Annotated in this window: 19 protein-coding genes and 1 pseudogene; 12 read left to right on the forward strand and 8 right to left on the reverse strand. The window is 71.2% G+C overall.

The annotated features are described in order from the left end of the window. The 3 genes and pseudogenes from QRN30_RS11500 to QRN30_RS11510 all read left to right on the forward strand — a co-directional run. Positions 1-119 (forward strand): annotated as a pseudogene (locus QRN30_RS11500) (acyl-CoA desaturase); the annotation flags it as partial. A gap of 82 nt (positions 120-201) precedes the next feature. Continuing rightward, complete coding sequence (locus QRN30_RS11505; RefSeq protein ID WP_042541247.1) at positions 202-378, forward strand: hypothetical protein; 177 nt, start codon at positions 202-204, stop codon at positions 376-378. Positions 379-427: 49 nt separating this feature from the next. Further along, on the forward strand, positions 428-1432 hold the full coding sequence (locus QRN30_RS11510) for a diacylglycerol/lipid kinase family protein (protein ID WP_284761112.1): 1005 nt from the start codon (positions 428-430) through the stop codon (positions 1430-1432). On the opposite strand, the gene QRN30_RS11515 is transcribed toward QRN30_RS11510, so the two are convergent. After that, positions 1429-2142, reverse strand: a complete 714-nt coding sequence (locus QRN30_RS11515) for a GAF and ANTAR domain-containing protein (RefSeq protein ID WP_056073265.1) — start codon at positions 2140-2142, stop codon at positions 1429-1431. The two genes, QRN30_RS11510 and QRN30_RS11515, sit on opposite strands and share 4 nt — an antisense overlap. 199 nt (positions 2143-2341) lie before the next feature. Between QRN30_RS11515 and QRN30_RS11520 the strand changes: the two genes are divergently transcribed. From QRN30_RS11520 to QRN30_RS11540, 5 genes are all read left to right on the forward strand, one after another. Beyond that, positions 2342-3073 (forward strand): S1 family peptidase, encoded by a 732-nt coding sequence (locus tag QRN30_RS11520; protein ID WP_017887577.1) that lies wholly within the window; start codon positions 2342-2344, stop codon positions 3071-3073. Between the two features lie 143 nt (positions 3074-3216). Then, positions 3217-4104: an SDR family oxidoreductase gene (locus QRN30_RS11525; RefSeq protein WP_017887576.1), complete on the forward strand. Its 888-nt coding sequence runs from the start codon at positions 3217-3219 to the stop codon at positions 4102-4104. Positions 4105-4137: 33 nt separating this feature from the next. Further along, positions 4138-4437: a Dabb family protein gene (locus QRN30_RS11530; protein WP_284761113.1), complete on the forward strand. Its 300-nt coding sequence runs from the start codon at positions 4138-4140 to the stop codon at positions 4435-4437. 224 nt (positions 4438-4661) lie between these two features. Then, positions 4662-5336 carry a hypothetical protein gene (locus QRN30_RS11535; protein ID WP_071251748.1) on the forward strand — a complete coding sequence of 225 codons (675 nt, stop codon included), beginning with the start codon at positions 4662-4664 and terminating at the stop codon, positions 5334-5336. 43 nt (positions 5337-5379) lie between these two features. Continuing rightward, positions 5380-5799 carry a RidA family protein gene (locus QRN30_RS11540; RefSeq protein WP_284761114.1) on the forward strand — a complete coding sequence of 140 codons (420 nt, stop codon included), beginning with the start codon at positions 5380-5382 and terminating at the stop codon, positions 5797-5799. Between the two features lie 77 nt (positions 5800-5876). Here QRN30_RS11540 and QRN30_RS11545 read toward each other — a convergent pair whose 3' ends face one another. After that, complete coding sequence (locus QRN30_RS11545) at positions 5877-6284, reverse strand: hypothetical protein (RefSeq protein ID WP_235045682.1); 408 nt, start codon at positions 6282-6284, stop codon at positions 5877-5879. Positions 6285-6457: 173 nt separating this feature from the next. Then, positions 6458-7255: an L-threonylcarbamoyladenylate synthase gene (locus tag QRN30_RS11550; RefSeq protein ID WP_017887570.1), complete on the reverse strand. Its 798-nt coding sequence runs from the start codon at positions 7253-7255 to the stop codon at positions 6458-6460. A gap of 95 nt (positions 7256-7350) precedes the next feature. Between QRN30_RS11550 and QRN30_RS11555 the strand changes: the two genes are divergently transcribed. Next, positions 7351-7758: an SDR family NAD(P)-dependent oxidoreductase gene (locus tag QRN30_RS11555; RefSeq protein ID WP_284761115.1), complete on the forward strand. Its 408-nt coding sequence runs from the start codon at positions 7351-7353 to the stop codon at positions 7756-7758. A gap of 66 nt (positions 7759-7824) precedes the next feature. Here QRN30_RS11555 and poxB read toward each other — a convergent pair whose 3' ends face one another. Beyond that, positions 7825-9549 carry a ubiquinone-dependent pyruvate dehydrogenase gene (poxB, locus tag QRN30_RS11560; protein WP_042539878.1) on the reverse strand — a complete coding sequence of 575 codons (1725 nt, stop codon included), beginning with the start codon at positions 9547-9549 and terminating at the stop codon, positions 7825-7827. A gap of 98 nt (positions 9550-9647) precedes the next feature. Here poxB and QRN30_RS11565 point away from each other — a divergent pair, with 98 nt between their 5' ends. Continuing rightward, entirely contained in the window at positions 9648-10355 is a 708-nt protein-coding gene (locus QRN30_RS11565; RefSeq protein WP_214519608.1) for a phosphatase PAP2 family protein, read from the forward strand. A gap of 12 nt (positions 10356-10367) precedes the next feature. On the opposite strand, the gene QRN30_RS11570 is transcribed toward QRN30_RS11565, so the two are convergent. After that, positions 10368-11612, reverse strand: coding sequence for a multidrug effflux MFS transporter (locus tag QRN30_RS11570; protein WP_284761116.1), 1245 nt, complete (start codon positions 11610-11612; stop codon positions 10368-10370). Positions 11613-11658: 46 nt separating this feature from the next. Between QRN30_RS11570 and QRN30_RS11575 the strand changes: the two genes are divergently transcribed. Further along, the gene (locus QRN30_RS11575) at positions 11659-12099 is read left to right on the forward strand and encodes a MarR family winged helix-turn-helix transcriptional regulator (protein ID WP_284761117.1); all 441 of its coding nucleotides are present in this window, start codon (positions 11659-11661) and stop codon (positions 12097-12099) included. Here the strand turns inward: QRN30_RS11575 and soxR are convergent. The 3 genes from soxR to QRN30_RS11590 form a co-directional block, all read right to left on the reverse strand. After that, positions 12096-12614 (reverse strand): redox-sensitive transcriptional activator SoxR, encoded by a 519-nt coding sequence (gene soxR / locus QRN30_RS11580; protein ID WP_262160702.1) that lies wholly within the window; start codon positions 12612-12614, stop codon positions 12096-12098. The two genes, QRN30_RS11575 and soxR, sit on opposite strands and share 4 nt — an antisense overlap. A 79-nt stretch (positions 12615-12693) precedes the next feature. Beyond that, on the reverse strand, positions 12694-13746 hold the full coding sequence (locus QRN30_RS11585; protein WP_071251756.1) for a YdcF family protein: 1053 nt from the start codon (positions 13744-13746) through the stop codon (positions 12694-12696). Next, complete coding sequence (locus QRN30_RS11590) at positions 13743-14198, reverse strand: iron chaperone (RefSeq protein ID WP_031259984.1); 456 nt, start codon at positions 14196-14198, stop codon at positions 13743-13745. The genes QRN30_RS11585 and QRN30_RS11590 overlap by 4 nt, the downstream gene beginning before the upstream one ends. 91 nt (positions 14199-14289) lie before the next feature. On the opposite strand from QRN30_RS11590, the gene mgrA reads away from it, so the two are divergent. Then, positions 14290-15333, forward strand: coding sequence for an L-glyceraldehyde 3-phosphate reductase (mgrA, locus tag QRN30_RS11595; protein WP_194590968.1), 1044 nt, complete (start codon positions 14290-14292; stop codon positions 15331-15333). Positions 15334-15477: the final 144 nt, after the last annotated feature.

The following is a 15477-nucleotide window of genomic DNA, read 5'->3' on the forward strand; positions in this document are numbered from 1 at the left end:
ACACGGAGACCACGTTGCTGCGTTCGTACGGCATCGTCGTCCGGTACCTCAACCGTGTCGGCCTCGCCGCCCGCGACCCCTTCGTCTGCCCCATGGTGACCGAGCTCCGGATCCACTGACACGGCCACCCCGCCCCGCCCGACGCCCACCCCGCCCGACCCCACCTCGCACGCACCACACCCCACCGAAGGAACCACCACCGTGAAGACCGTCATCGTCCTCGTCGTCCTCTGGGCAGTCCTGTCCATCGTCGGCTTCGCCCTGAAGGGCCTGCTCTGGCTCGGCATCATCGGCATCGTCCTGCTGCTCGGCACGATCGTCTTCGGCGCCGTCCGCCGCAGCGGCAACAAGGCCCGCAACGCCGGCCGGACCAACTAGTCCGCCACTGACGAAGCGCACCACCAGCAGGAACCCCCGCACCGACCGCATGCCGACGCCCCCGAACGAACACGGCCCGCTGCGCGCCGCCGTGGTCGTGAACCCGACCAAGATCGACGCGGCCCGGCTCCGGGCCGTGCTCCGCACCGAGGAGCGCGCGCACGGATGGGACGAGTCGCTCTGGCTCACCACCAGCGCCGACGACGACGGACGCGCGGCCGCCAGGGCGGCGTGCGCGGCACACCCGAGCGTCGTCCTGGTCGCCGGCGGCGACGGCACGCTCCGGATCGTCGCCGAGGAGCTCCGCGGCACCGGGATCCCGGTGGCGCTCCTCCCGAGCGGCACCGGCAACCTGTTCGCGCGCAACCTCGGCCTGCCCCTCGGCGACCTCCAGCGGTCCGTCCGTGCGGGCCTCACCGGGGTCGACCGCCCGATCGACGTCGGACTGGCCGACCTGACCGACCCGGCCGGCGTCACCACGTCCCACGCGTTCCTGGTGATGACCGGCATCGGCCTCGACGCGAGCATGGCGGCGGACACGAACGCCTGGGTCAAGAAGCGCCTGGGGTGGGTGGCCTACTCCGACCCCATCGCCCGGTCCGTCATCGGCAACCGGCAGATCCCGGTGCACTACGGGATCGACGACGCCCCGCTCCGCAGCATGAGCGCGCACACGATCATCGTCGGGAACTGCGGCACGCTGACCGCCGGCATCCTGCTGCTGCCCGCGGCGCGACCGGACGACGGGGTCCTCGACGCCGTGGCGTTCCGGCCCGCCGGGTGGTTCGGGTGGACGAAGGTCGGGTACGCCCTGACGCTCAACCGGTTCTTCTCGCGCACCCGGTTCGGGCGGCTCCTGGCCCGGGTCCTGCCGACGTCACGTGCGCTCCGGTACACCCGGGCGCGGACGCTCCGGCTGACCGTCGACACCCCCGAGCGCGTGCAGCTCGACGGCGATGCGTTCGGCGAGGTGGTCGCGGTGACGCTCACCACCGACCACCACGGCCTGGTGCTGCGGACGGAGCCGGACGGGCCGCGGACCCGACGGGCCTAGCCGGTGCTGCCGAGGTCGGCGCCCCGGTGCACGACGTCCTCGGCCAGCGCGCGGAGGCTGCGGCCGGCGTCGGCCGCAGCACGTCGCAGCAGCTGGAACGCCTCGTCCATCCGGATGCCCCGCCGGTAGGCGAGCGCACCCTTCGCCTGCTCGACGAGCACCCGCGCCCCGAGGGCGTCCTCGACCCGGTCCTCGATCGTGACGGGGCCACCACGGTCCCGCTGGCGCACGAGGGCAGCCGAAGCGGCGTCGGCGAGCAGCTGGATCAGCACGACGTCCTCGTCGCTGTGGCCGCGGGTGTGGTCGGCGAAGACGCACAGCGAGCCGATCGTCCGGTCCCGCAACCGGATCGGCTCGGCGAACGTGCCCTGCAGCCCGCGGTCACGCATCGTCGTCACGAATGCCGGCCACTCCGACTCGTGCGTCGACACGTCGGCCACGTCGACGGTCGTGCCGGTCCGGTAGCAGTCGAGGCACGAGCCCTCGTCCGTCCCGAGCTGGGCTTCTTCGGCCTCGCTGCTGCGCTCACTCGTCGATGCCAGGACCTGCAGTGTGCCGAACCGGTCCGCGATGACGATGCCTGCCTCGATCGCCGAGGTCGCCTCGACGCACGCCGCGATGACGCGGTCCACGGCGTCGAGCACGTCGAGACCCGGCTCCAAGACCCGCGCGACCCGGTCCGGGAAAGCGGTCTCGTCACTCGTCGTCATGCACCCGACGCTACGACGAGACCGTTGGCGCACCGCCCAGCCAGTTCGCGTACCGGACGACCGGTACCGGCCTGCGAGGACACGATCGACGCCCGCGTCCGTCGAAGTGCGGACTGGTGCGAACCCTGAGCAAGGGGCAAGGATGGCGCATCAGTTGCACAACGCAACTGGTAGGTGCTTCACCGACAGAGGAGTCGTCATGAAGAAGTCCATCGCAGCCGCGTTCGCCGCGGTCGCCGTCATCACCGCCGGCGTGTTCGCCGCTTCGCCCGCGTCCGCGCTGCCCGTCAGCACGAAGGTCGTCGGCGGCGAGAAGGCCCCCACCACCTCGTGGGCCGTGCAGCTCGAAGCATCCGGCGGCTCCATCCCCTCGGGGTACGTCAGCAACTGCACCGGCGAGCAGCTCAACGCCTCGTGGGTCCTCACCGCCCGGCACTGCATCGACGGGATCGGCGCGATGCGGGTCTACCACTCCAACTCCACCGTCAACCGCGGCACGGCCGTCTCGGTCGACCGCATCAGCACCTCGCCCGCCGGAGACATCGCGCTCGTGCACCTGCGGACCGCCTACCCGCTGTCCACCTACGCACCCCTCGACCTCACCGCGACCGCCAAGTCGAGCGGCACCGGCACCATCCAGGGCTACGGCCTGCGGGCCAACGCCACCCAGTCCGACGGCCTGTACCAGGCCACCGTCTCGCTCACCGGCGCGAGCACCGACGCCTTCAGCGGTCGGGCCCAGCACCTCACCGGCGTGACCGGTGCCTCGAACCACGGCGACTCGGGCGGCCCGCTGCTCGTCAACGGCAAGGTCGTCGCCGTCTGCTCCACCGGCGACAGCGCCGACCCCGGCGCCAACACCAAGGCCGGCTCCAACTACGCCCTGCTGTCGCAGGCCTCGTCCTGGATCAAGACCACGGCCGGCGTCTGAACCAGCTGACCCACTGGAGGCGCGGTGCCAGCTGGCACCGCGCCTCCAGTGGCGTCCACACCCGTCTTCAGGGCGCGGGGTCGCCTGCGCCCGCCAGCTGCCAGCTGAGCGCCCGTCCGGGGCACGACGACGACAGTGGGGCCATGAGCCAGTACGAGAAGCGCGATCCGAACACCCTCTACCCGGCACCGCCGTACCCGAAGCAGGAACAGTCGCTGCCGGGCGCCGCGTGGAAGATGGAACCGAAGCCCGACCACGGCGAGGACAGCTACGTCGGGCTCGGCCGCTTGAAGGGGTACCGCGGCATCGTCACCGGTGCCGACTCCGGTATCGGCCGTGCCGCCGCCATCGCCCTGTCACGCGAAGGCGCGGACCTGGTGCTCTCCTACCTGCCGGATGAGCAGGAGGACGCGGAACAGGTCCGCGACCTGCTCGAGTCCGAGGGCCGTCGGGCCGTGCTGTTCCCCGGGGACATCTCCGACGAGCAGTACTGCACGGACCTGGTACAGAAGGGCGTCGACGAGTTCGGCGGCCTCGACACCCTGGTGATGGTCGCGGGCCGCATGGAGAGCAACGACGACATCCTCACGCTGGACACCTCGATGTTCGACTCCACCTTCAAGACCAACATCTACTCGCTGTTCTGGCTGACCAAGGCCGCCGTGCCGCACCTCGAGCCCGGGTCGACCATCGTGACGACCGGTTCGATCCAGGCGTCCACGCCGTCCCCGGACAAGATCGACTACGCGGTGTCGAAGGGTGCGATCAAGCTCTTCACCGAGGCCGTCGCGCAGCAGCTCGCGCCGAAGGGCATCCGGGTCAACTCCGTCGCGCCCGGCCCGGTGTGGACGCCGCTGCAGCCGGGTTCCGACGACGCCGAGACGGTGTCGCACTTCGGCGAGAGCTCGCCGTTCGGCCGTCCCGGTCAGCCCGCCGAGCTCGGTGCCGCCTACGTGCACCTGGTCAGCCCGGAGTCGAGCTACCAGTCCGGGTCGACGATCACGATCGCCGGTGGGACGCCGGCGTTCTGACCTGGCGTTCTTGCGTTCGAGGAAGGGGACCACGTGTCCGGAGTGACGCACACCGTGCTGGTCGAGTGGGACGGGGCGGACCGTTCCGCCGAGGCCTCGGCCCTGTCGCGTGCGCACCTGCCACGGGTCGAGGGGGTCGAGTCGGTGCAGTCTGGCACGAGCGTGAGCACCGAGGGACTGGAGGGCGGGTTCCACTGGATGCTCGTCGTCCGCTTCCGTGATCGTGTCGCGCTCGCCGGGTACCTGCCGCACCCGGAGCACCGGCCGGTGGCGGACTTCATCGGGGCGGCGAGTGCGCGGGTCGTCGTGTTCGACGTCGAGGACGCCGACTGATCACCGCGCCGGAAGCTGTGTAACGCTCTGGTTGCGATGGCGACCGAGGGGTTTCGTTCCCCGTGGAGGCTCGAAGTACGGTGGATCGGCCATCGCAACGGCGCGGGGGTCACCGGTCGGCGCCGCTTCGTCGCGCCCACGCCGGTCGGGTCCCCGCCTGCGGGCGGGGACCCGTTCGACGTCCACCCACGGAAGGACCAGACGATGATCGGCGACCAGACCCTGTGAACAGCACCATCCGGACCGCCGGCGTGACCCTCGGACTCCTCGCGGCGGCGACGCTGACCGCGTGTTCCGGGCCGTCCGCTCCGACGCCGACCCGGACCGTGACCGCGACGGTGACGCCGACCCCGACGGCCGACCCCGGCACCCCGACGCCCACGCCGTCCCCGACTGCGACGGGAACGGCGTTCGACCTGTCGGACCCGGCAACCTGGACCATCTCCACGAAGGAGGTCGGGCCGATCGCGCTGGGCGGCGAGGTGGAGGGGGAGATCGACGACCTGGCAGCCGCCTACACCCGGAGCACGGATGCGTGTCCGGCCAGCCCGGAGACGACGTTCTGGAACCGAGATGACGCTCCCGGCCTCATCGTCATCCCCCGCGACGGCAAGGTCGTGGGCGTGACCATCGGTGGGCTGGGGCCGGATCCGGTGACGACGAACTCGCCCGAGACCGACGCCGGGATCGGCATCGGCACGCCCCTGACCGAGGTGCGCTCCGCGTACCCGGACCTGCAGTACACCGGCACCTACGGTGAGGACCAGGGGCCGTACTCGATGTGGAGCGTGCAGGCCGACGGACGCTACATGACGTTCCAGCTCGGGACGGACGGCGCCACCGTGGGCGCGATCTGGGTGGGGTCGACCGCGATGTTGCCGTACGAGTACTGCGCCTGAGGTACCCGGGGCCCGGAGCATCGCGGCTGGCAGGATGACGTGCATGGCCAGCGCAGTCCGTCTCATCCGGTCCGACGTCCTGAGCGATGTGGCGCAGTACGCGTACGCGTCGACCGTGCCGAGCGGGACGCGGCTCGTGTTCCTCGCCGGGGCCTGCCCGCTCGCCCCTGATGGGTCGACCGTCGCGGTCGGGGACTACGCGGGCCAGGCCGCCAGGTGCATCGAGACGATGCAGCAGGCGTTGCGTGCCGCTGACGCGTCCATCCAGGACGTCGTGAGCACCCGCGTGCTCGTGGCGTCCTCGCGACAGGCCGACCTCGTCACCGCATGGGACGTTGTCCGCGACGCCTTCGGCACGCACGACGTGCCGAGCACCCTGCTCGGGGTCACGGTGCTCGGCTACGACGACCAGCTGGTCGAGATCGAGGCGGTCGCGGCGGTCCCCGACGATCTGCCCGTGTGACGGTGCAGAGCGCTCCTTGGACCACCTGGACCGCCCGATCCGGTCTGTCGGTGTCCTGCCCGGTGCTCCGGTCGGCCTCAGAAGCCGGGACCGGCTTTGACCAGGGCGATGCCGACTCCGACGAGTGCGAGGACGAGGCCGGCGGCGAACGTGCGCGGGGACGGCTTCTCCCCGCGGAGCCGGGCCACGACGGGGCCGAGGAGGGCGAGCCGGACCACGAGGTACGCGATCGCGAGGATCTCGGCCACCAGCCCGGACGCGCCGGTCAGCCAGGCGTAGGCGAGGACGGCCGCCGGGACGAGACCGGAGGTGAGGACGGGCAGCGAGTCGCGCAGCTCGGCTCCGATGGTCTCCCCGGCGAGCCGTTGGTCACTCCGCGCACGGCGGCCGACCAACTCGGCGAAGGTGTGCGCCAGGAAGGTCGAGAACGCGGTGGCGAGGACGTACCAGAGCCCCCGACCACTCGCGGCGGTGTCCGGGACCATCGGTGCGATCGTGCCCAGGATCACGATGTTCCCGTACACGAACGCCGTGATGCGGCTCGAGGCGTCCTCACGCGACAGACGCTTCCGTGCCGTTGGTCTCGCCGCACGCCTGGTGCCCGGCGTCGTGTCCGGGTCTCCTGCCGAGACGGCGGTGCCGAGGCGTCCGTGCGGGCTCAGTAGTACTCACCCTGTCGGTAGTCCCAGCTGGTGAACGTGTCGGCGAGCAGCCCCATGATCCGGTCGACGTCGAGCCCCTTGCGGATGAGCGTGGGGGCGGGAGTGATCGAGCGCTGTCCGTCCTGCACCGGGATCAGGGTTCCCGAGCTGTCGACCATCGACACCATGACGCCCTGCTCGTAGCGGGTCTCGGTGCTCTTCTCCGGCTGGATGGACGCGACGTAGTCGTCCGCCTCGACGATCACGTCGGCACGTTCGGCGATGCGCTCGCCGATGCCGTCGACGACACCGCGGTTGCCGGTGCCCGACGGGTTGGCGGAGCTCGCGAAGGCGAACTTGCCGTGCTCGGTCCAGAGCTCGCGGGCGGCGAGCTCGCCGGGGACGCCGAACTTGATGACGAAGCAGGACGTGCCGCGGGTGTCCATCATCAGGTCGTCCGAGCCGTCGGTCGGCAGCGCGGCCCGGCCCTGGTCGCTCCAGGGCAGGATGCAGCCGAGCAGGATGTCCTCGTCCCAGCACCGCTGGTACAGGGCGTCGATCTCGGGGGTGAGCTGCGCGATGCTGCGCAGCATCTCGAGCGAGCTCACGAGGACGACGCCGGGCTTGTTCCGGTTGCGCTCCTTGGCGTCGAACTTCCGCTCCAGGCCCGCACGGTCCGAGGTCATCAGGATGTAGCCGACCTTGGTGGGGACCACCGCCAGTCCGCCGTCGTGGAGCAGCGCGTCCACTGCGCTCCGGGGCACGCCGCCGGTCCAGTGCACTCGGTTCATGCTGACCTGCGTGTCGTCGTTCATGCCCGTCCTCGTTCCGCTCTCGATACCAGACGATCGTCTGACAGCGGGAGCCTATGGACGCCGGTCGAGCCGGACAAGGGCGGTGGACGCGACCTGTGGGCCTTCTCCGAAGGGTTCAGGCGGTCTCGCAGCGAAGGACCGAGGCCGCGCTGCCGCTCCTGCGTCGTTCGGCGAACCCGATCGTGGTGAACCTGTCGAGTGCGCTCGGCTCCTTCACCGCCACCCACGACCCGTCGAAGCCGGCGTCCACCGTTCCTGCCGTGGTCTACGGGGCGTCCAAGGCCGCCGTCTCGATGCTGACGGTGCAGTACGCACGCGTCGTGCCCGAGGTGCACTTCGTCGCGATTGAGCCCGGCTACACGGCCACCGAGTTCGGTGGCATGCCGAACCCGCACGGTCGCCCCGTCGAGGTCAGCGCCGCGACGATCGCGGCCGCCGCGAGCGCGGGCCCGGAGGGCCCCACCGGCGTGTTCCTGGAGGACGGCCAGATGCTCGGGTGGTGACGAAGAGACGGACTGGAGGCTCGTGGCGGCGCCGCCACGAGCCTCCAGTCCGTCATCCGGTCGCGTCTACAGCAGCTGGCGCGCGTTGGTGGACGCGAGGTCCAGCAGCTCGTCGCCGCGACCCGACAGCACCGTGCGGATGGCGTAGAGCGTGAAGCCCTTCGCCTGCTCGAGCGTGACCGCCGGGGGCATGGAGAGCTCCTGGCGGTTCGCGCGGACCGACACGAGTGCGGGGCCGTCGTGCGCGAGCGCGGCGGCCATCGCGTCCTCGAAGTCGTCGGACACGTCGACCTGGAAGCCCTTGATGCCGATCGCCTCGGCGACCGCGGCGAAGTCCGGGTTCTGCAGCTCGGTGCCGTAGTTCACGAAGCCGGCGGCCTTCATCTCGAGCTCGACGAAGTTGAGCGAGGAGTTGTCGAAGACCACGATCTTCACGGGCAGCTTGTTCTGCACGATCGTGATGAGCTCGCCGAGGAGCATCGTCAGCCCGCCGTCGCCGGCCAGCGCGATCACCTGCCGATCCGGGAAAGCGGTCTGCGCACCGATCGCCTGCGGGACGGCGTTCGCCATCGTGCCGTGCACGAACGAGCCGATCAGCCGACGCTTGCCGTTCATCGTGAGGTAGCGCGACGCCCACACGACGGGGGAGCCGACGTCGGGGATGAAGACGGCGTCCTCGGCGGCGAGCCGGTCGAGCACCCGGGCGACGTACTGCGGGTGCAGGGGCTTCTTCTTCCCGGCGGGGACCGCCAGGTCGTCGAGCTTCTCGCGGGTCTTCCGGTAGTGCTTCAGGGAGTCCTCGAGGTGCTTCGTCGGGTGCGAGCCGGTCAGCAGCGGGATGAGTGCGAGGGCGGTGTCCTTGACGGTGCCGACCAGGCCGATGTCGACCGGGTGCCGACGGCCGAGCTGCGAGCCGCGGATGTCGACCTGCACGTGCTTCGCCTTGGCCGGGAAGAACTGCTGGTACGGGAAGTCGGTGCCGAGCATGAGCACGACGTCGGCGTCCTCCATCGCGCGGTACCCGGAGGCGAAGCCGAGGAGCCCGGTCATCCCGACGTCGTACGGGTTGTCGTGCTCGATGTACTCCTTGCCGCGCAGTGCGTGCACGATCGGGGCCTGCAGGCGCTCGGCCAGGGCGACGACCTCGTCGTGGGCGTCCGCGACGCCGGCTCCGGCCAGGATCGTGATCCGGTCGGCACCGTTCAGCAGGTCGGCGGTGCGCTGCAGCTCGGCCTCGCTCGGCACGATCCGCGGGGTGGTCCGCTCGATGCGGGTGACGCGGTCGTCCTTCGCCTCGGCGAGCAGGACGTCGCCGGGGATCACGAGCACCGCGACGCCGCGCTTCTCGATCGCCTCGCGCATCGCGATCTCGAGCAGGCGGGGCATCTGCACCGGGTCGGCGACGTACTCGACGTAGACGGAGCATTCGCGGAAGAGCTCCTGCGGGTGGGTCTCCTGGAAGTAGCCGGAGCCGATCTCCGCCGTGGGGATGTGCGCGGCGATCGCCAGGACCGGTACCCGAGACCGGTTCGCGTCGTACAGGCCGTTGATCAGGTGCAGGTTGCCGGGCCCGCAGCTGCCGGCGCAGACGGTCAGGTCACCGGTCAGAGCGGCTTCGGCCGAGGCGGCGAACGCAGCAGCCTCCTCGTGACGGACGTGCTCCCACCGCATCGTGCCGTCCTTGCGCAGGGCGTCGGTGAAGCCGTTCAGGGAGTCCCCGGGCAGGCCGTAGACCCGGTGGATGTCGTTGGCGCGGAGGGTGGCGACGATGTTCTCGGCAACGGTTGGCATGCGTCCTGTCTACTCCCGACCGCTGCGCTGAACGCTTTCGGATGATCGTGAGGCTCGCTCGACCCCAGATGCCGAGGTCGGGCTGCGACGATGGTCTGATGACCGACGACGCGCCGCTCCTCCGTCCCCGCCGACGGGAGCCCGCCGCGTACGGGATCCTCGAGCGCTCGCCGTACCCGCTCGTCTCGGTGGCGATCGCCGTCATCGCGGTCGTCGTCATCACCATCGTCGGGTTCACCCTGGGCACGGTGGACCTCGGGCTGTCCACGGCCCTCAACGCGTTGCACACCGGGTTCATCGGGGCGTTCACCACGGCGGTCTACCACGTGATCAGTCCGGCCCCGGCGATTGGGATCACGGTCGTCGTCGTCGCCGTGATCTGGTGGCGCACGCGCGACCTGCGCCCGGCGCTGGCGTTCGGCGGCACGATCGCGATCACGTGGGTGCCGTCCGCCGTCGTGAAGGAGATCGTGCACCGTGCCCGGCCCGACGTCGCCGTGCTGCCGCACCCGTTCCCGGTGCAGCCCGACCCCGGGTACCCGAGCGGGCACACGGTCTACATCACGGCGTTCGTCATCGCCCTGATCTGGCTGCTCCGCGAGACCCGGTGGCACCGACTGGCGTTGACGCTGGGAGTCGTGGCCATCGTGATCGTGTTCTTCGCGGTGTCGATCGACGCGGTGCACTACCCGACCGACGCCGCTGCCTCGATCCTGTGGGCGCTCGCCGTGGCGCCGGGGGTGCGGGTGGTGTGGGTCGACTGGCTCATGCCGCGGGTACCGTTCCTGCGGCCGCGGCGGGGCTGACGCCGGGCTGGGTCAGCGGGCCGTGCTGGTCCGGCCCCGCGCCGCGAGCAGCGCCACGACGGCCACCACCGCGGCGGCGAGCATCACGATCGCCAACGGTGCCGCGGTGTCCGAGCCGCCGATGCTGACGAGCGGGGACACGAGCGCCGCGAGCCCGAACTGCAGCGCACCGAGCACGGCCGAGGCGCTGCCGGCGGCCGACGGAACCGCACCGAGGGCGAGCGCCGTGGCGTTGCCGAGCACCAGGCCGAGCGAGCCCACCGCGGCGAACAGCGGCACGGCGAGCCAGATGACCGGCGCCCCGGAGACGACGAGCAGCGCGAACGCGACGGTCGACGCGAGCACGAGCACGATGCCGAGCGACAGCACCCCCGTGACCGAACGGGTCGCGGTGAGCTTGGCGGACAGGATGCTGACGCCCATCAGCGCCAGGGCGTTCAGCCCGAAGGCCAGGCCGTAGCCGACCGTGCCGAAGCCGATCATGTCCTGGTACAGGAACGGTGATGCGGAGATGTAGGCCATCATCACGGCGAACGCGAAGCCGAACACGGCCGTGTAGCCGAGGAACGTGCGGGAGCGCAGGGCTCGGAGTGCGGAGCCCGAGCCGCGGCGTTCCTCGCGCAGGGTGTCGCGGTGTGCCTTCAGGTGGGTCTCGCGGATCACGGCGAGGACCGCGACGAGCATGACGACCGACAGGCCGAGAACGATCGAGAGCAGGCCGCGCCAGCCGATCGGGCCCGTGAGCAGACCGCCGAGCAGTGGTGCGACGACCGGGGCGACCCCGCCGACGATCATCATGAGCGAGAACGCCCGGGCGGCGGACTTGCCCGTGGCCAGGTCGGAGATGACCGCACGGCTGATCACCATGCCGGCCGCACCGCCGAGGCCCTGCAGCAGGCGGGCGGCGATGAGCACGCCGATGTTCGGCGCGAGCACCGCGGCGATGCTGGCGAGCACGCACACGGCGGCGCCGGCGATGAGCGGCGGCACGCGGCCGAACCGGTCGGACAGCGGGCCGAACACGAGCTGGCCCGCGGTCACGCCCACCAGGAACGCGGTGAGGGTGAGCTGCACGGCGGTGGCGCTCGCCCCGAGCTCGGTGGTCATCTGCGGGAACGCCGGCAGGTACAGGTCGGTGGCGAAGGGGGCGACGGCACTGAGCAGGCCGAGCACCAGGAGCAGCGCGGTCGTGATGCCCTGCTGCTTGGTCGTGGGTGTCGCGATCGTCGCGCGGATGGTTCCGGTGTCCGTGGTCATTGTTATGAAAGCATAACTCATCGCCGGAGATCGGTACAGTACGGACATGCACTCCGCCGTGTCCGACCACGTCCTCGCCGAGTTCGCGGACGTCCTGCTCCGGATCGCGCGCGACATCGACCCGCACGGCTCGGAGACCCTCGACATCGTGCCGCTGACCGGCACCGAGGCGCTCGTGATGCGCTGGATCAACCGCAACCCCGGCACCTCGCCCAGTGCCACCGCCGAGGCGACGGCCCTGCAGCGCAGCAACCTCAGCGTCGCGCTCCGGTCGCTCGTGGCGAAGGGCATGGTCGAGCGGCGCAAGGACCCGGCGGACGCCCGGACCGTGCAGCTGCACTCGACCGCCCTGGCCCAGGAGAGCGTCGACCGGCTCTACCGGCACTGGTCCGGCAAGCTCCGCACGGCCCTCGGTGGCGACGAGCGGGGCACGGCCGAGGCCCTCGCGCTGCTGCAGCGGATCGACGACGGACTGCGCGCGGGCTAGGCGACAGCGTCCTCGGCAGCGCCGGCAGCGCCGGCAGCGCCGGCCGCGTCGTCCTCGATCGGCAGCAGTCGGCGTGCGCCGTGCCCCTCGTCGCCCAGGGTGTCGCCCGGGTTCACGACCGAGCAGGCCCCGAGTGAGACGCAGCCGCAGCCGATGCACTGCGTCATCTCCTGCTGCAGGCGCTCGAGCTCGAGCTGGCGGGCCCGCAGTCGTGCGCGCCACCGCTCGTTCAGCCGGTTCCAGTCGCGCAGCGAGGGCATGCGGTCGGCGGGCAGCGCCTCGAACTGCTCGGCGACCTCGCTGAGCGGGATGCCGAGGCGCTTGGCCACCTGGATGATCGCGATCCGCCGTTCGACGTGCCGCGGGTACATCCGCGTGCCACCGTCGGTGCGCTCCGGGTGGATCAGCCCCTTGCGCTCGTAGAAGTGCAGGGCCGAGGCGGCCACGCCCGTGCGGCGCACGATCTCGCCGATGGGCAGCAGGTCGGTGGGACGTGGCGGCTGGATCTCGACCATGGTCGAGATCTTACGGCGGCTCGGACTGGAGGCGCGTGGCGGGCCCGCCACGGGCCTCCAGTCCGTCCGTGGGTCGCGTCTACCGCTGCTGGAACGACTCCCAGAGCAGGAACCCGGTGAACAGCACGAACGGCGTGCAGGCGACGACGTTGAGCCAGCGGTGCTCGACGATCACGGCCGCGAACTCCCGCAGGAACGCGCTCGGGACGTAGTACGCGGCCGTGCGCGCGCCGACGACCTGGGCCGGCAGGTCGAGGCGACGGGCCAGGGTCGCGGCCCGCAGCACGTGGTAGTTGTTCGTGACCACGACCATCTGGCCGTCCCGTCCGGCGGCCGTCTGCACGTCCCGCGAGAACCGCAGGTTCTCGCGGGTGTTCCGGGACGCGGTCTCCGGCACCACGTCGTCCGGGTCGGCGCCGTTCGCCACCAGGTACTCGGCCATCGCGGTGCCCTCGGGGCGGGGTTCGTCGTCGCCCTGCCCGCCGGACGGCACGAGGAGCGGCCGGCGTCCGGCGCTCCGTTCGGCCCGGTAGACGCCGAGCGCCCGGTCGAGCCGGCTCTGCAGCAGCGGTGGGACCTCGCCGTGCACGAGCCCGGAGCCGAGGACGACGATCGTGTCGGGGACGATGCCGTGCCGCGTCCGCCCGTAGACCACCGAGTACAGGGCGAAGGCGACCAGCGACAGGGCGAAGTACCCGCAGACGAACACCATCAGGACGGCGACCGCGATCTTCGTGCCGTCCCAGAGCGTGAAGCCCTCGCCGCTGCCCGAGACGAGCAGGGCGATGGCGACCGCCGGCAGCACGAACACGGCCACCCCGGCGGCGAGCGACAGCAGGTTGCCGACGCTGCGGCCCTCGGCCCGGAGCATCTGCAGGCCGTTCGCGACCAGGGCGACCCCGAGCACCACCACGGCGAGCGGCACGAGCAACAGCACCACGGCGACGAGCAGGCTGAACCCGGGGACCACCGCGGTCAGCACGGACACGACCGTCGCGAGCCCGAACAGCACGGCCGCGGTCAGGAACACCCCGTTGCGGAGCATCCGCGGGTCCCGGCTTCGTCCCAGCAGGTACAGCACCAGGAACAGCAGGGCGAAGACGGGAGCGGCCCCCAGCCCGAGCGCCGTCACCCGACCGCGCGGCGGATCAGCTCGGCCACCCGTGCCTCGTCGGCCTCGGAGAACTCCGGGCTGATCGCCCACGACGTCGGCCAGAACGTGCCGTCGTCGAGCGCGGCCGAGTCCTGGAACCCGAGCGTCGCGTAGCGGGCCTTGAACTTCGCGGCGTCCTGGAAGAAGAACACGGCCTTGCCGTCGCGCGCGTAGGCGGGCATGCCGTACCAGAGCTTCGGCGCGAGTTCGGGTGCGACCTCGAGCGCGAGGCGGTGGATGCGCTCCGCCAGGCCGCGGTCCGGCTGGGGCATCTCGGCGATCTTCGCCTCGACCGCCGCGGCGTCGGCCGCTGCCTTCTCGGCCTTGGTGCCCTTCGTGCTGCGGGTGCGCTTGACCTCGGCGGCGTGCTCCTGCATCGCCGCGCGCTCCTCGTCGGTGAAGGTGGTCTCGGTCTTCGTCGTCCGTGCCATCGTCGTCTCCTCGTGGTCTGGTGCACCCATCATGGGTCCGCGAAGCGAAGCACGCGAGGCCGTGGCCGTCTTCGAGTGCCAGGCTCGTTGCATGACCTACATCGCCAGTGACGACCGCTACGACTCGATGACGTACCGCCGGACCGGCCGCTCGGGCCTCGACCTGCCGTTGCTCTCCCTGGGCTACTGGCACAACTTCGGGGACGACATGCCGTTCGAGAACCAGCGCGCCATCAGCCGTCGGGCCTTCGACCTCGGGATCACCCACCACGACCTCGCGAACAACTACGGCCCGCCGTACGGCGCCGCCGAGGTGAACTTCGGCCGCCTGATGCGTGAGGACTTCCGGCCGTACCGTGATGAGATGGTCGTCTCGACGAAGGCGGGCTGGGACATGTGGCCCGGACCGTACGGGCAGGGCGGCGGCTCGCGCAAGTACGTGCTCGCCTCGCTCGACCAGTCCCTGCAGCGCACGGGCCTGGACTACGTCGACGTCTTCTACTCGCACCGCCTCGACGCGTCGACCCCGCTCGAGGAGACGATGGGCGCCCTGCACACCGCGGTCCAGCAGGGCAAGGCGCTGTACGTCGGGATCTCGTCGTACGACGCCGAGCGCAGTCGGCAGGCAGCCGAGATCCTCCGCGACCTCGGCACCCCGCTCCTCATCCACCAGCCCTCGTACTCGATGCTCAACCGTTGGATCGAGACCGAGGGGCTGCTCGACACGGCCGGCGAACTCGGCTTCGGCGTGATCGGCTTCACCGCCCTCGCGCAGGGGCTGCTGACCGGCAAGTACCTGAACGGTGTGCCCGAGGACTCCCGAGCGGCGGCGGGCAAGTCCCTCGACGCGTCGAGCATCACGCCCGAGGTCGTCGAGCACCTCCGCGCCCTGCACGACGTCGCCGCCGCCCGCGGCCAGTCCCTCGCGCAGCTCGCGCTCGCCTGGGCACTCCGTGACGAGCGGGTGACGTCGCTCGTGATCGGTGCGTCGCGGGTGTCGCAGCTCGAGGACAACGTCGCCGCGCTGTCGAACACGTCGTTCACCGACGAGGAGCTCCGCGTCATCGACGAGCACTCCGTCGGCATCACCGACGTCGACCTGTGGGCGGGAGCCCGCGCGGGCGAGGTCTCCTGACCCGAGCGACCCGCCGCAGCAGTTCCTCGGCTGGTCGCATCTCGTTGCCCGGTCATCTCAGCTGACTGGTCGCGACACGTCGCGGGTCGCCTGCCGACTGGTCGCGAACTGTCGGCTGGCGGCGCCGCAGGCGACGGTCTGCGA

The sequence above is a fragment of the Curtobacterium sp. MEB011 genome (genome assembly GCF_030209655.1).
Classification (GTDB): Bacteria; Actinomycetota; Actinomycetes; order Actinomycetales; family Microbacteriaceae; genus Curtobacterium; species Curtobacterium poinsettiae.

Bases quoted from the DNA above. Each gene is read 5' to 3' on its own strand.
- soxR (WP_262160702.1), bottom strand. From the start codon at position 12,614: ATGGTCGAGATCCAGCCGCCACGTCCCACCGACCTGCTGCCCATCGGC.
- QRN30_RS11545 (WP_235045682.1), bottom strand. From the start codon at position 6,284: ATGGTCCCGGACACCGCCGCGAGTGGTCGGGGGCTCTGGTACGTCCTC.
- QRN30_RS11565 (WP_214519608.1), top strand. From the start codon at position 9,648: ATGACCGACGACGCGCCGCTCCTCCGTCCCCGCCGACGGGAGCCCGCC.
- QRN30_RS11510 (WP_284761112.1), top strand. From the start codon at position 428: ATGCCGACGCCCCCGAACGAACACGGCCCGCTGCGCGCCGCCGTGGTC.
- mgrA (WP_194590968.1), top strand. From the start codon at position 14,290: ATGACCTACATCGCCAGTGACGACCGCTACGACTCGATGACGTACCGC.
- QRN30_RS11540 (WP_284761114.1), top strand. From the start codon at position 5,380: ATGGCCAGCGCAGTCCGTCTCATCCGGTCCGACGTCCTGAGCGATGTG.
- QRN30_RS11550 (WP_017887570.1), bottom strand. From the start codon at position 7,255: ATGAACGACGACACGCAGGTCAGCATGAACCGAGTGCACTGGACCGGC.
- QRN30_RS11525 (WP_017887576.1), top strand. From the start codon at position 3,217: ATGAGCCAGTACGAGAAGCGCGATCCGAACACCCTCTACCCGGCACCG.
- QRN30_RS11520 (WP_017887577.1), top strand. From the start codon at position 2,342: ATGAAGAAGTCCATCGCAGCCGCGTTCGCCGCGGTCGCCGTCATCACC.
- QRN30_RS11515 (WP_056073265.1), bottom strand. From the start codon at position 2,142: ATGACGACGAGTGACGAGACCGCTTTCCCGGACCGGGTCGCGCGGGTC.
- QRN30_RS11570 (WP_284761116.1), bottom strand. From the start codon at position 11,612: ATGACCACGGACACCGGAACCATCCGCGCGACGATCGCGACACCCACG.
- poxB (WP_042539878.1), bottom strand. From the start codon at position 9,549: ATGCCAACCGTTGCCGAGAACATCGTCGCCACCCTCCGCGCCAACGAC.
- QRN30_RS11590 (WP_031259984.1), bottom strand. From the start codon at position 14,198: ATGGCACGGACGACGAAGACCGAGACCACCTTCACCGACGAGGAGCGC.
- QRN30_RS11575 (WP_284761117.1), top strand. From the start codon at position 11,659: ATGCACTCCGCCGTGTCCGACCACGTCCTCGCCGAGTTCGCGGACGTC.